The following is a 13,815-nucleotide window of genomic DNA, read 5'->3' as shown; positions in this document are numbered from 1 at the left end:
TAAACCGCCAACCCCGTTCATTCACTACTTTTATCTCATCTCAGTTTGATAATCAGGCCTAGTCCAAAATCAAAAAAAGCCTTCCCCTGCATAAGAGAAGGCCTTCCCAAATTATAGAATATCGATATCATCATCTCCATCAAACCAGTCGCCTACCATATCCTCCACACGGTCTCCGGCATCAAACGCATCTTCTACTACATCCTCGATCAGCTCTTCTGCCACCATGCCAGCAAGCATTCCGGCGGCAAATCCGCCGATCGCTCCCATCATTCCATGTCCGTGATGGCGGGAAGGATAGGTATGATAATATCCCGGATCGTGCGGAACATGCGGCTGGTGTGAGATATAGGACGAATGGGCATACATTTGCGGCTGGTGTACCATCTCTTGCAATAACATATGCCATTTTTGCGCCAATCCTTCGACGTCGTTCACTTCATCATAACTAAAGAACACATCCCGTTTTAATTCTCTCTCACTGAACCCCAATATTCCATTCAATACATCGACTTCAAGCTGCAAGCGAATACCGTGTTCCTCAAAAAAAGCGAAACATTCAATTTCTTGAATCACACCTCGAAACGACTCTGTCGGGAAAAATGCAAACTCTTGTCCATGCGCCGTGATTTTCCCAGAAATTGGCTTCTCACGAAAACCGAGCTTGTCTAATGCGTAAAACAATTTTTCTAACGGCACCGGCGGCAAGATGCGAATGCTATCTTCATCCACTGCATCGACTCCGTCGGCAATATCAAGCCGCGTAACGAATACATACTCTACCCCATAACGCGTGACTGGCAAATGGAGTGGCAATGTATAAACGAACGGCAATACTTTTCGCTCTCCCGGATGAAGCATAAACGATGACGCAACCGGAATGACCGCAACCGTCTGACGATAATGCTGACCATTTGCATGAACAATGAGCTGAAGCTCGACATCTAATTTACGAATATGTTGCTCGGTTATCCCTCCTTCAATGAAAAATTCGCCTTCGATTTTTTCGCCAACGCGCGCGTAAGGTTGATGCAAAACAAGGTTAATTTTTGCAGAACCAATTCCTAGCTTGGACAAAAATTTTTTAAACACAGCTACTCCCTCCACAGTATGTTTCTCCTCTTTATTATTTACGATCGAACAAGCAGAAAGATTCAAAAGCTCCTAAAGACCGTAACGATCTTTAGGAGCTTTTCTAAAAGAATATTTTAGAAATGCCTAAACAAATTAAAATCACCCCTGGAATAACTGTTGCTTTTTTCATTATTTTTGTTTTTGCAAACGTATAGCCTGTTTTTAGTCCAAAATGAATGAACAGCATATTAAGCAAGGACACGAGCAATGCTAACATAAGTGGAGAATAGCCTAAAAGCGAAGCGCTTAAACCTGCTCCGAACGCATCCATTGATAGCGCAAAGCCAATCAAGAGCGCCTCGTTCATGCTAATGCTGCCCGAGCCATCCAAATCAGCTAGCGACGGACGCTTTAAAATTTGGATGACAATGCCTAGCCGTTTTAAATGGACACGCCATATTTTCATTGTTGTCGCGGGCCGAGGTACCATCTCTTCTAGCTCATCTTCTCGCTTCTTTAATACGTTATAAATCGCCCACACACCGATCGCCACTAAAATGCACGCGGCAATTGCTTTTTCCACACGCACCGGCAATAACAGAACGAGAAAAGAACCGACGTACATAGACATAAGCAGCATGAACCCTGAAAACAATGCAATGACTACTAGTGAGGAAAGCGGAAATTTCATTTTCCGCATCCCGTACGTCACCCCAACGCTTAAACTGTCTAAACTCACCGCCAATGCTAACATCATCATCGATACGTATTTTAACATCGTTTCGTTCCCCCTGCGTTACTATATGCACAAGTGAACACAAGGGGAACTCGGCTATCCATTTTATCATTTTTCGACGAGATTCGATTTCCAAGGAAATATTTTTTCCCGTTTCGACACTATTCTTTCAAATGATATGGAATGGTCGCAATGACAATGTCTTTTTTCAAAATCAAGAAAAACCGTAATAAAATTGCCGTTTGGTTATGCAACAACGTATGCCACCATTTTTTTACAATAAACTGCGGCATTAAAATCGTAATCGGTGCGCCTTTTGTTTGCTTTTCTACTTCATTAATGTAATCAAGCATTGGCGAAAGGATTGTCCGATATGGAGAATAAATGACTTTTAATTCGATATCTGGGTGAAATTTTTCCCATTTCTCCCGAAGTTTTCGCTCCTCCTCTTCATGGAAAATAATCGAAATAGCCGTAATATCTTGAGAAATGCTCCGAGCATATTGAAGCGACTGGGCAACGACTTTGCTTACTCCAGAAATCGGGATGATTACTTTTGGCTCAACGATTTTCTCCCGCCGCTTCCACTCTTGTTCATCAAGTCTTAATTGTTCGCCTAATTTATCATAATGGGCACGAATTTTGTAAAACAATACTACAAGAAGCGGAATAGAAATCATGACAAGCCATGCTCCTTGTGTGAATTTTGCAACAACAGTAATAATCGTCACTAGTCCAGTGACAATCATCCCTGTCATAATTGTGGCAATAGTAACCGTACTGCGTCCATTTTTCTCTTTCCATAATTTCTTGACCATTCCAAACTGTCCAATCGTGAACGATAAAAATACCCCAACCGCATAAAGCGGAATCAACGAGTGCGTTTCCCCGTGGAACATCACAATTAAAATCATCGCTAATACGCTAAGCAAAATAATTCCATTGGAAAAGACGAGACGGTCGCCGCGGGCAGATAAACTGCGCGGTAAGAAGCGATCATTCGCAATAACCGAAACAAGCTGTGGAAATCCAGCAAAGCTCGTGTTCGCCGCCAGCACTAAAATAAGCATCGTTACCATTTGAAATAAATAGAAAAAGATGCTATTTCCAAACACGTGCTGTCCAATTTGCGAGATAACAGTTTTATCTTGCAACGGCACAACCCCAAAACCAGCTGCTAAAATCGTAATCCCCAAAAACATGGTGCCTAATAAAAACGACATCCACCCCATCGTAATCGATGCATTTTTCGAGCTGTCCGGCTTGAATGATGGAACACCGTTGCTAATTGCCTCCACCCCTGTCATCGCTGAACAACCAGACGCAAACGCTCGTAACAAAATAAATATACCATATCCTGATGAAAAGAAATGTGTGGCAGTCGCATGCTCTTGGTAATTGAAGCCATGCCAACCTTCATGCCATAATTGCCATCCCCCAACAGCAATTAATACTAACACTGAGATAATAAACAAGTACGTCGGGTAAGCAAACACCGTTGCAGATTCCGTAATGCCTCGCAAGTTTAAAATCATGAGCAATAATACAAGGGCAAGCGCAATGTCTACTTTCCACGGAAGCAAACTTGGAAACGCTGACGTCAATGCCGCAACACCAGAACTAATACTAACGGCTACTGTCAGCAAGTAATCAATCATTAGCGCCGCACCAGCGACTAAACTCGTCGTCGTACTTAAATGATCTCTTGCTACCACATACGCCCCCCCACCAGATGGGAACGCATAAATAATTTGTCGATACGACAACGTGACAACGACTAACAAGACTAAAATCGCCAATGCAATCGGCAATGAGAAGAAAAAGACACCTGTCCCAAGCAGCATAAGCACTAGCAAAATTTCTTCTGTCGCATACGCCACAGAGGAAAGCGCATCAGATGAAAATACCGCTAGCGCTTTCCATTTCGGCAATTTCTCATGTTTCAACCGCTTTGTTTCCATTGGTGATCCAATTAACAATCGTTTAACCGAAGCCATTTCCCTTTCTCCTTCTTTTTAAGTTAGTTTTATTTTGCACATTTATGAAAGAAAAAAAATACAAAAAGCCGCCAAGGATGTCCTTAACGGCAATATTCCATCCCTCCCACTACGCTTACGAGGTTAGCTGTCGGGTTAGGGCATGAGAGTAGCCCCTCCTGCGTCGGATTCACCCCAAGTAACACACGTTACAACAATGGTTCCCCCGCTCCATTACGGATTCAACGATTTATTCTATGCTTGATTAATCATAGCTGATATGTTACTCGCTTCCACTTTCATTGTAAAGAGTCAAAAACAACGGATTAGGAAGAAAATAGAGGATTTAATCACCTTTTTCCCTGATTTTCATTTCTTTCTCTTATTTGCTCTTCTTTTTTCTTTCATTCTTCGCTAACCATCATGTTCCTTTCAGATAACACCGTAACGTATAAGAAAATATGGACACTAACAATTTTAGAAGTACAAACATATATCTCCTTTTTTTGTATTTTCCCCACTTTCTATCCTTCCACTATATATATGCAACTGGGGAGTTTAACTTATTTTTGACTGTCCGAGTCAAGCCTTTGGCTTGCCTCTGTCACGCGTTCGCGTGGCAGAGAGCCGAATAACGAGCCGCCTCCCAGACAAATTCATTTGTCTGGGAGCAGTGTTGTTCGGTCCCCCGACAGTCGGAAAATGTTAACACTTCAATGTGCATTTATATAGCTTTACGATATGCCATAATCACCTATGTAAAAATACACCAGATGAATACACGTGTTGTACAATGCTTTCTAGGAGCAGATTGTTGCTTTTATACCTATTTGATTAAAATCAAAAAAAACAAATTCTGTATTTGACGAAATAAGGAATAATATATTATGCTACTCCACATGGGAATTTTGTTGTATAATATATAGCAGTGAATCTTTTGCATAGTATGAACACAGTCATAAACGCAATGGGTGTTCCATATATTTAAAAATCTAGAATGAGAGAATGAAAGAAAATAGAGGTGAATAAGAAAGATGAAGGGGCTCAGTAATATAAAATGGTTGCAACGCTGGTCCGATACCCATCTCCGCTTTTTTATATTAGCGGTGTTTTTATTTTGGATGAAAACGTATGCTGCTTATCGTATTGAATTTAACTTAGGGATTAGTAACGCGCTGCAAAAATGGTTGCTTTTTATCAACCCAATTAGTTCGGCCATTTTCTTTTTCGGGCTCGCGCTATTCGCGAAAGGAAAACGATCATATATTTGGCTTATTATCATTGATTTCGTGCTTTCATTTATTTTATACGCAAACATTGTCTATTACCGATTCTTTAGCGATTTCATTACATTCCCGACATTGACACAAACAAGCAATTTCGGTAGCCTGGGTGGCAGCATTTTAGAGTTGCTCAAATGGCACGATGTTATTTACTTAATCGACATTATTGTATTAGCTTTACTTATCGTGAAAGAGCGTGCGAATTTACAGCCTATTTCTTTAGGACGTCATAAAAAGAACTTACTTTTTGCAACAGCGGTGTTTACATTTGTCACTAACCTAGCATTGGCAGAAATTGATCGCCCACAATTACTAACAAGAACGTTTGACCGCAGCTATATTGTGAAATATTTAGGGATGTACAACTACGTCATTTACGACGCGATTCAAAGCTTGAAATCGTCTACGCAACGGGCGTTTGCGAACAAAAGCGATGTCACAACCGTATTGAACCATGTGCAAGCAACGTATGCCAAACCGAGTCCAGCGTATTTTGGCAAAGGAAAAGGAATGAACGTCATCTATATTCACCTAGAGTCGTTTCAAAACTTTTTAATTAACTATAAGTTAAATGGGCAAGAAGTGACACCGTTTTTAAACTCGCTCACCCATGAAAAAAATACAATGTATTTCGATAACTTTTTCCACCAAACAGGGCAAGGAAAAACGTCGGATGCCGAATTTATGCTGGAAAATTCGTTATTTGGCTTGCCGCAGGGGTCAGTTTTTACAACAAAAGCACAAAATACGTACCAAGCGGCACCAGCCATTTTAGGACAGCATGGTTATACGTCAGCAGTTTTTCATGGAAACTATAAAACATTCTGGAATCGCAACGAGATTTACAAATCGTTTGGTTTCGACCACTTCTTTGACGCAAGTTACTATGATATGAACGACCAAGACGTGTTAAACTATGGGTTAAAAGATAAGCCATTCTTTAGAGAGTCGATTCCGTTGTTACAAACATTAAAAGAACCGTTTTACGTAAAATTTATTACGTTGTCGAACCATTTCCCTTATTTAATCGATGAAAACGAAGCAACGATTCCACCTGCAACAACAGGAGACGGTTCCGTTGACCGCTACTTCCAAACTGCGCGTTATTTAGACGAAGCGGTCAAAGAATTTTTTGATTACTTGAAGCAATCAGGGCTTTACGACCGTTCGATTATCATTTTATACGGCGACCATTATGGCATCTCTGATAACCATAATGAAGCAATGGCGCAAATTATCGGAAAAGAGATTACACCGTTTGAACATACGCAATTGCAACGTGTACCACTATTCATTCGCGTTCCTGGAGTAAAAGGCGGTGTTATGCACCAGTATGGCGGGGATATTGATGTATTGCCGACCGTGCTCCATCTATTAGGAATCGATACGAAAAATTATATCCAATTTGGCACTGACTTATTATCGCCAGAACATCAACAAATCGTTCCGTTCCGCAACGGTGATTTCATCACACCGACCGTTACGGCTGTTGATGGAAAATATTACAATACACAAACTGGCGAGCAAATCGAGAAAAATGCTGAAATCGACCGAGATGAACAAATCGTTCGCACAAAACTTAGCTTGTCTGATAAAGTCGTGTACGAAGACTTACTACGCTTCTATACACCTAAAGGTTTTAAACCAGTCGACCGAAGCAAATATGACTACAACCATCATGAAGAAAAATAACAAGCGGGGCTGACTCCAAAAGTCTGCTAAAAAGCGGACTTTTGGAGTCAGCCCCTTATTTTTTCCCTGTATAAATGAAAATGGCCTCGCGGAAAAATTCCGCCGTTCCTAGTTGTTTTTGATCGTAGTATGCCTTAAACCGTTCGTCATCGACATACATTTGCGCCAATCCTGCGTGTGCTTCTTTGGAGTAATGATCCCAAAAATAACCTAACCATTGGCGATGTAAATCCGCTGCTTTTTGTGCAAGCTCTCCCGCTGGATCGCCTGTCAAAAACGCTTCCTGCAATATGCGCAACACTTCTTCGCCGAGTTTTGTTGCTTCTTCGTATTGTGCTGGCGTCATGTTTTTTACTTTTGCGTTTGATTTGTTCACCTGTTCCTCTCCGTATTTTTCCCGAATTTCTTTGCCATATTTCCGTTCGTTTTCGTCAATGAGCTGCTGTTTAAACGCCTCAAATTTTTCTTTGTCGCTCATCATGGTTCTCCCTTCTTTCGCTAATAATGTTTTCTCAACATTGGCGATCAACCCCTCTAATCGCCTCCGTTCTGCCAAGAGTTTTTCGCGATGCTGCTTCAACGCCTGTACGTCGTCAAATGACGGGGATGTGATGATTTGCTTAATCGTTTCTAAATCAACCCCAAGTTCGCGATAAAACAAAATTTGTTGGAGCTGGTCGACCTCTTTCGCTCCGTATATTCGATAGCCTGAGGCATTCACTCTCGCTGGCTTCAAAAGTCCGATTTCATCATAATACCGTAGCGTCCGACTCGTAACCCCCGCCAATTTCGCTAATTGTTGCACCGTATATTCCACGCGTTCACCTCCTGACAATTTCATCATAAACGTTTACGTAACGTCAATGTAAAGCAAAAAATAAAAAAATCTCGCCATGAGAGCGAGCATTATTTTACCAATCCGTGTTTAAACGCATAAATGACCGCTTGCGTCCGGTCTTGGACGTCTAGTTTCGCTAAAATGTTGCTGACGTGGACTTTCACCGTTTTTAATGAAATAAACAACTCCTCAGCAATTTCTTGGTTCGTTTTTCCTTGCGCCATTAATAGCAACACTTCCATCTCGCGACTCGTTAGTTGTTCATGGGGAAGCGATTGCTTTCGCCTACTGCTCATCATTTTTCCTGTCACTTCTGGTTCAAATACCGATTGCCCATGGAACGTGGCACGAATGGCATTCGCAATTTCGCTTGCCTTCGACGTTTTCAACATATAGCTTACTGCACCGGCTTCAATCGCCGGATATACTTTATCATCATCCAAAAAACTTGTCACAATCATAATTTTCGCTTCCGGCCAAGCGCTGATAATTTGTTTCGTCGCTTCAATACCGTCCATCGGCTCCATCACTAAGTCCATTAAAATAATATCTGGGCGAAGTTGAAGCGCGAGTTCAACCCCTTTTTCTCCGCTTTCTGCTTCCCCAACAACTTCCATATCCGGTTGAGCCGACAAGTAGGCGGAAACGCCAAGCCGCACCATCTCATGGTCATCGACAAGCAATATTTTAATCACGTTCCTTCCTCCCTTACACAAGCGGTACTTTCACTTCTAGTCGAGTTCCTTTATTTTTTACACTAACGATTTTTAACGTTCCCCCGATTTCGGCCGCTCGTTCGTACATATGTTGCAACCCGTAAGAGCCGCTTTTTGTTCGTTCGACATCAAAGCCCACACCATCATCCGACACGCGCAAAATGACAAACCCATCCCGCTCAAGCAACAACACTTCTAACATCGTCGCTTTCGCATGACGGAGCGTATTGGACACCGATTCTTGTAAAATGCGAAATAAATGATCTTCCACCCCACGATCAAGCGCCACATCTTCTATTTTCCACTTCATCTCCATCGGCAATTTTTGGGCAAGTTCCGTCAATAGCTCTCTTATTCCATCTTGAAGCGACTTTCCTTTCAGCTGCACGGGACGTAAGTGGAGCAATAATGCCCGCATTTCCAGTTGCGATTGGTGAATCATTTGTTCGACGAGCTTCAATTGCTTTTTCGCTTGTTCGTTTCCTGCATATGTTTCCATCAGCGCGGACATCATCATCGACGCCGCAAATAGTTGCTGGCTCACGGAATCGTGCAATTCGCGTGCTAGCCGATTTCGTTCTTCTGAAATAATTCGCTCGATCAGTTCTTCTTCGTTTTCCACTTTTTCTGTCACTAATTTTTGCGTGAGTTTCGTTTGTTCAAACCAATGTTTTTGCAACTTGTCGATTCTTTCCCATACATCACCGAGTTCTTTTGCTGTATGTTGACGCGATAGCTCTGTATTCCCTTGTTCGATTTGAAGCAACGCATGTTCAATCGCTCGCCATTGTTTTCGCCAAAACCAATCGAACGAAACCCCAAAAAGCACGCCAATAAACCCGCTTGCCATAAATAAAAAAACGACAAATGGCACCCCAAGCACCGTTTCGTTCCATAGTACCGACCACTCCGCAGGCGGAAACGTGAAAACATATGAAAGAAATAATACAACCGAAACGGTAAAAGCAAGTAGAAGTGCCCCAACGATATGTCGGCTCATATTCGTTTCACCTCAACATTTCCAATCGCCATCGAGGTGATGATTTTTAGCTTCTGCTCAGCCGTTTCATACGCTGGCGTTTGATAAATAAACGTTTGATTCCATAGTCGCTCCGTTTCTCTTGAAAAAATAGACGCTGCCCCAAACAGCACAGAATGGACGACGCTCACTTCCATTTCATATGGAACAAAAATGTGCACGTTGCCAATCCAGCCGCGGATAACGATCACCGCTTCTCCTTTCGGAACGACCGCATAGCTTAAATCAACGACTGTATCGCCAATGCCTGTTTGGATGTTCACATCGCTCCATTCATAAGCATGCTCGGGCGTTTTTTGCCGACCGAACAACATGTTTTGAAAAAGTGGTTGACGAAAAACGCCTTCTGTTTCTCGATCACTTGTTTTCCTCTCCGGACGAATAACGATAGGGTGGCGCTTGGACTGCGCAAATTGGATGATGGCATAAAACAGTAGCGCGACAAGTAAAAATCTGACTGTGATCATCGTGAACACATGCACAACAAGACCTAAGCACCCAAGCCAAAAGACGATTTTCCCAAGTTTCCGATGCCATTTTTTTCTCCCTATATAAATCAACCATGCCGAAAAAAGAACGGAAAAGACAATGCCTGGATGAAAAAACGAAATTTCGAACGCCAACATCATAAGCGCAAGGAGCACAACCCAACTCACATAGTCGGTCGTTTTTTGTTGATTCACGGGGATCCCCCCTTTCAGCGATAAATCAATAAAACGAAAAAGGCGCAACAACGTACGCCTTTAGCATATATGTTTATTGCTCTTGCTGCAACCGCTTTTCTAATTCCGCAATGCGCGCGTCAATCGTATGGCGATAATAATCTGATTGCACTCGTTGCTCGAGGCGCTCTAAATACGACTCCGTATCCGCAAACGTAGAAAGCGCTGGGCTTGTATACCCGTCTAATATACGGTTCATACGGTAATGCGCCCGTGCGATATTTTCTCGCCCCATCAGCTCCATGCGGCGCATATGCATATCTTTTAATTGATGTTTCATTTGCTCGTATTTCTTTTCTAGTTCCAATAACTGTTCGTTTGTTTGCTCCAACAGTTGCTTTAATCGCATCGCTCGCTCTTCGTACTGCATTTGCTCATGAGACGCAAACGCAAACAACTCCGACTCACCAGCTTTTGAGGCAATATCCGCCTGTTTCTTCCGCTTCTCCGCAAGCTGCATAGCTTCGCGATATTCGCGCGTAAACTGCTCTTTCAATAAGTATTGGCGCTCAAGCAGCTTCCGTACCTTTTCTACTTCTTGTTCGCATTGGCGTAAGTATTCATTTAGCACCGCAATTGGATTTTTCTTTTCCTTTTCATCTAACCATTCATGAATATCTGCCGCAATCATCGTTTTCACGCGAGAAAGTAAACCCATTGTCCTTCACTCCTTTAATAATGTTTTTGTAGTTCTGCCCATTGTTTTTCAAAATGGACGAACGGATCGTCAACCACTTGTACTACTTCTTTCGGTTCGTTCCATTTTTTATACACGACATAAAGCACATACGCGGCTACAATGGCGATAAGCGCTGGCACATTCGATACGCTCGCCATCAGCGCAGCCAAGCCAATGAGCGCCCAAACGATTTTGCCAAACGCCGAATCGGCTTTGAAAAACTTTTTCACCGCATAATACAAAATCGCCAAACTGATCGCTAATGCAACAAGCGGACCGAGGTGAAACATAAGCACGAACACCGCTATACCGCCTAAAAACAACCATCCGATTTTTTTTAACATCACCTTCGCCTCCTTCCTTGCTTTCATCTTACCGCTTCTTGCTTTTTCCTATCATGTCCTACAGCTATATTTTCACCTACGACTTAAGGCGTATTTTTAATGGATTGTATCGTTTCAATTTTTATGTGAAGAAAAATGCGGAGATGAAAATGCAGAAGTTGCTAATTTAGCAAAAGAAATGGAAGCATCGCTTGATCGAGAAAAAGGAAATAAGAAAGAGCCCAACTTGCAAACGATGTCCACAAGCTGGGTGTTATTTTTTTACAGTTTTTCACTTATATATTGGGGCAATTAACCAACTATAGCCGCTTACTCTCACTACGCCCCCGTACTAAACCAATGAAATTAGTAATGACAAGAAAAATAGAAATTGCCCACGCCGTATTGCTAATTATTTCTCCAGAGATAGATTTGTACAGAATGAAAGAAATGACAGCTATAATAAACGCGACATTCATCCATTTCATGATTTTCACACTCCCTATCTTTTATTCTCACTCATAGCGTAACGCTTCCACAGCAGGTTGCTTTGCCGCTTTATTTGCAGGAACAAAAGAAGCCAAAATACCTAACAGTCCACTAAAAATAACAAGAAGTACAACTTGGATAAAACTAAACTGAAAAATGTCCAAGTTGCTTTTTTTCATTACCGTCGTTACAATATAATTTGCTCCTTTTCCCACGGCAATCGAGCCTAAAATCCCGAATAATCCCCCGATGATACCTATCAACATTCCTTTTGCGACAAATATGCGGCGAATATCTGAACGAAATGCACCAAGTGCCTTTAAAATCCCAATCTCTCTAGTTCGTTCTATATACATCCAAATTGACATTTTAACCTCTGGTTCACGCAGCACACCCGATGCGACGCAACACTTCATCTGGGTGCTGCAACACATATTGTTCAAAACGAGTAATAGACTGGGCAATGTCGTTTTGATCTTTATGCAAGACGTTGGCAATGACTTCATCTTTCAGCCACTTCCATAACCGCTCCATCGGATTCAAATGAGGCGAATACGGTGGCAGAAAAATAAAGTGAAAGGCACCGCCTTCTTCACAATCGAGGAATGCTTGCACCATGTTGGCATGATGAATCCGTGCATTGTCCAACACAAGCACGAGGAATCGATCCGGATATTTCTCTTTCAACAGGCGCAAAAAGTCTAGGAATGTCTCAGCGTTGGCGGATGATGCGCGATGAAACACGACATCGCCTTGTTGAACGTCTACCGCACCAAAAATGGAAACGTGAGCGTGGTGACCGTAGCTTGGCACTTGTTTTTGATTGCCCACTTCTGCCCATGTCGTACGGAGCGCTTGATAGGCGCGAACATGCGTCTCATCGACATGAAGCAGAACCATCTGCTCAGTGATTCATTTTTTTTATAAACTCGAGTTCTTTTTCAAAGGCAGCTTGAAGCGTTGGATCCCCTTTGACGAGCTTATCAGTCGGACGGGTCCACGACAAGCGAAGACGATGTAACCATTTGCGAATCCCTTCGCGTGACATGGAAACGCCATATGTTTGTTGGATGTAAGATTGCAAAATGCGTGTGTTCCATGACGAAGAAATGCCCCAACCGACATCAACGGGCGTGGTGGTTAACACAAGTTGTCTGATTTCTTGTTGTTGTTCTTCCGTAAGAAACGGCATGCGACCAGGTGGCAAGCGGCGATCGAGTAAATGATCGAGCCCCCCTTCATTAAACCGTGCGACGTAGAGGGCAACCGATTGACGGCATAGATGAACCATTTTGGCGACATCTTTTCCGAGATACCCTTCCATGACGAGACGAACGGCGGTAACCCGAGCACGAAGCAAAGCATCTTTGATTTTCCGTTCTTGTTTCCGAAGTGTTCGAGGCGTCCAGCCGTGATCATTTGTCATTTTAAGACGTTTCATATCATTTCCGCTCTTTTTGTATAGGAATACTTAGGAGCAGTATAACTATGGAAAAAGGTGTTCATACAGAAGTCATCATTTTAAAGTGCATGTATATAAGACACGTTAGCTCTATACTTGGACATGATTAAGTCCAATCCCTCAGCTTAATAACTCTGTGCAACTCCAATAATTTTGTTGCAATGTATGCACTTAAACACAAAAACTGCGGTGTAATTACCGATATCATTCCAAAAAACATCGATATCATCAATCCTACTTTTAGTTAAATCATCTAATATAGAAAGTATGTAATCTTTTCCGTTCCCATTTTGGGAGGCGTTATTAAAATCCTCTTGTTTCCACTCACCAACATACCGCATAAAATCCCCATCGCATACAGGCCAATCATTATATTGAATCCACCGTACTGGTGGATTTTTTTCTAACTCACTAATAATAGACTCGAACAATTCGTTTAGTTCCTCGCTACTTTTTTCCGTAAAAGTATTTTTCAAATGTGTATACAACCTATCTTTAAGATATTGGGGAATTTGTACCGTGGTTTCTCCCTTTACTAAGCAACCTAGACAAACAGACGTAATTTCATCTCCTCTATCAAAATACTCCCCTTCTAAGCAATTCTCTTCTGTTCCGCAAAATTGACAGTTCTCTTCTGTAAACTCTGCATTGGCTTCTGGATCCATAAAGTACTTGAATTTGTACTTGTTAGCGTTCATATACTCCCACCTCATTTATCAAATCTTCCTCTATCCCATTCGGACTCCCAATACTTTCTAACGTCCTTTCTATATAAATGCACATTGA

General features: G+C 42.1%; 14 protein-coding genes and 1 riboswitch. Of the genes, 1 reads left to right on the top strand and 13 read right to left on the bottom strand.

Annotated features, from left to right (window positions below):
• Nucleotides 1-111 precede the first annotated feature (111 nt).
• The 3 genes from GFC30_RS16100 to GFC30_RS16090 form a co-directional block, all read right to left on the bottom strand.
• The gene (locus GFC30_RS16100; protein WP_066328134.1) at nt 112-1,092 is read right to left on the bottom strand and encodes a sporulation protein; all 981 of its coding nucleotides are present in this window, start codon (nt 1,090-1,092) and stop codon (nt 112-114) included.
• Nucleotides 1,093-1,195: 103 nt separating this feature from the next.
• Nucleotides 1,196-1,852: a sporulation membrane protein YtaF gene (gene ytaF, locus GFC30_RS16095; RefSeq protein ID WP_066328101.1), complete on the bottom strand. Its 657-nt coding sequence runs from the start codon at nt 1,850-1,852 to the stop codon at nt 1,196-1,198.
• 119 nt (nt 1,853-1,971) lie between these two features.
• Entirely contained in the window at nt 1,972-3,807 is a 1,836-nt protein-coding gene (locus tag GFC30_RS16090) for an APC family permease (RefSeq protein WP_066328099.1), read from the bottom strand.
• Nucleotides 3,808-3,904: 97 nt separating this feature from the next.
• A riboswitch (cyclic di-AMP (ydaO/yuaA leader) is annotated at nt 3,905-4,044 on the bottom strand.
• 776 nt (nt 4,045-4,820) lie between these two features.
• On the opposite strand from GFC30_RS16090, the gene GFC30_RS16085 reads away from it, so the two are divergent.
• Complete coding sequence (locus GFC30_RS16085; protein WP_066328098.1) at nt 4,821-6,761, top strand: lipoteichoic acid synthase; 1,941 nt, start codon at nt 4,821-4,823, stop codon at nt 6,759-6,761.
• A gap of 55 nt (nt 6,762-6,816) precedes the next feature.
• Here the strand turns inward: GFC30_RS16085 and GFC30_RS16080 are convergent, their stop codons facing one another.
• The 10 genes from GFC30_RS16080 to GFC30_RS16775 all read right to left on the bottom strand — a co-directional run bounded on the left by GFC30_RS16080 (nt 6,817) and on the right by GFC30_RS16775 (nt 13,727).
• Nucleotides 6,817-7,602: a MerR family transcriptional regulator gene (locus tag GFC30_RS16080; RefSeq protein WP_066328133.1), complete on the bottom strand. Its 786-nt coding sequence runs from the start codon at nt 7,600-7,602 to the stop codon at nt 6,817-6,819.
• A 65-nt stretch (nt 7,603-7,667) separates the two neighbouring features.
• Nucleotides 7,668-8,294, bottom strand: coding sequence for a response regulator transcription factor (locus tag GFC30_RS16075; RefSeq protein WP_066328095.1), 627 nt, complete (start codon nt 8,292-8,294; stop codon nt 7,668-7,670).
• 13 nt (nt 8,295-8,307) lie between these two features.
• Nucleotides 8,308-9,315 (bottom strand): sensor histidine kinase, encoded by a 1,008-nt coding sequence (locus GFC30_RS16070; protein ID WP_066328092.1) that lies wholly within the window; start codon nt 9,313-9,315, stop codon nt 8,308-8,310.
• Complete coding sequence (gene liaF, locus GFC30_RS16065; RefSeq protein WP_409978531.1) at nt 9,312-10,037, bottom strand: cell wall-active antibiotics response protein LiaF; 726 nt, start codon at nt 10,035-10,037, stop codon at nt 9,312-9,314. The genes GFC30_RS16070 and liaF overlap by 4 nt, the downstream gene beginning before the upstream one ends.
• Nucleotides 10,038-10,110: 73 nt before the next feature.
• Complete coding sequence (locus GFC30_RS16060) at nt 10,111-10,734, bottom strand: PspA/IM30 family protein (RefSeq protein ID WP_066328090.1); 624 nt, start codon at nt 10,732-10,734, stop codon at nt 10,111-10,113.
• 14 nt (nt 10,735-10,748) lie between these two features.
• Nucleotides 10,749-11,099, bottom strand: a complete 351-nt coding sequence (locus GFC30_RS16055) for a lmo0954 family membrane protein (protein WP_026011457.1) — start codon at nt 11,097-11,099, stop codon at nt 10,749-10,751.
• Nucleotides 11,100-11,593: 494 nt separating this feature from the next.
• Nucleotides 11,594-11,935: an FtsX-like permease family protein gene (locus GFC30_RS16050; protein WP_238583593.1), complete on the bottom strand. Its 342-nt coding sequence runs from the start codon at nt 11,933-11,935 to the stop codon at nt 11,594-11,596.
• Between the two features lie 13 nt (nt 11,936-11,948).
• Nucleotides 11,949-12,467: an IS630 family transposase gene (locus tag GFC30_RS16045; protein WP_066328087.1), complete on the bottom strand. Its 519-nt coding sequence runs from the start codon at nt 12,465-12,467 to the stop codon at nt 11,949-11,951.
• Between the two features lie 4 nt (nt 12,468-12,471).
• Nucleotides 12,472-13,008 (bottom strand): helix-turn-helix domain-containing protein, encoded by a 537-nt coding sequence (locus GFC30_RS16040; RefSeq protein WP_066328085.1) that lies wholly within the window; start codon nt 13,006-13,008, stop codon nt 12,472-12,474.
• A gap of 146 nt (nt 13,009-13,154) precedes the next feature.
• Nucleotides 13,155-13,727 (bottom strand): CbrC family protein, encoded by a 573-nt coding sequence (locus GFC30_RS16775; RefSeq protein WP_158512144.1) that lies wholly within the window; start codon nt 13,725-13,727, stop codon nt 13,155-13,157.
• Nucleotides 13,728-13,815: the final 88 nt, after the last annotated feature.

This window comes from Anoxybacillus amylolyticus (assembly GCF_001634285.1).
Lineage (GTDB): Bacteria > Bacillota > Bacilli > Bacillales > Anoxybacillaceae > Anoxybacteroides > Anoxybacteroides amylolyticum.
The sequence above is the reverse complement of the archived record's forward strand: the minus strand, read 5'-3'. Positions and strand labels throughout refer to the sequence as shown.

Bases quoted from the DNA above. Each gene is read 5' to 3' on its own strand.
- ytaF (WP_066328101.1), bottom strand. From the start codon at position 1,852: ATGTTAAAATACGTATCGATGATGATGTTAGCATTGGCGGTGAGTTTA.
- GFC30_RS16085 (WP_066328098.1), top strand. From the start codon at position 4,821: ATGAAGGGGCTCAGTAATATAAAATGGTTGCAACGCTGGTCCGATACC.
- GFC30_RS16070 (WP_066328092.1), bottom strand. From the start codon at position 9,315: ATGAGCCGACATATCGTTGGGGCACTTCTACTTGCTTTTACCGTTTCG.
- GFC30_RS16060 (WP_066328090.1), bottom strand. From the start codon at position 10,734: ATGGGTTTACTTTCTCGCGTGAAAACGATGATTGCGGCAGATATTCAT.
- GFC30_RS16775 (WP_158512144.1), bottom strand. From the start codon at position 13,727: ATGAACGCTAACAAGTACAAATTCAAGTACTTTATGGATCCAGAAGCC.
- GFC30_RS16050 (WP_238583593.1), bottom strand. From the start codon at position 11,935: ATGTCAATTTGGATGTATATAGAACGAACTAGAGAGATTGGGATTTTA.
- GFC30_RS16045 (WP_066328087.1), bottom strand. From the start codon at position 12,467: ATGGTTCTGCTTCATGTCGATGAGACGCATGTTCGCGCCTATCAAGCG.
- GFC30_RS16090 (WP_066328099.1), bottom strand. From the start codon at position 3,807: ATGGCTTCGGTTAAACGATTGTTAATTGGATCACCAATGGAAACAAAG.
- GFC30_RS16055 (WP_026011457.1), bottom strand. From the start codon at position 11,099: ATGTTAAAAAAAATCGGATGGTTGTTTTTAGGCGGTATAGCGGTGTTC.
- GFC30_RS16080 (WP_066328133.1), bottom strand. From the start codon at position 7,602: ATGAAATTGTCAGGAGGTGAACGCGTGGAATATACGGTGCAACAATTA.
- GFC30_RS16040 (WP_066328085.1), bottom strand. From the start codon at position 13,008: ATGAAACGTCTTAAAATGACAAATGATCACGGCTGGACGCCTCGAACA.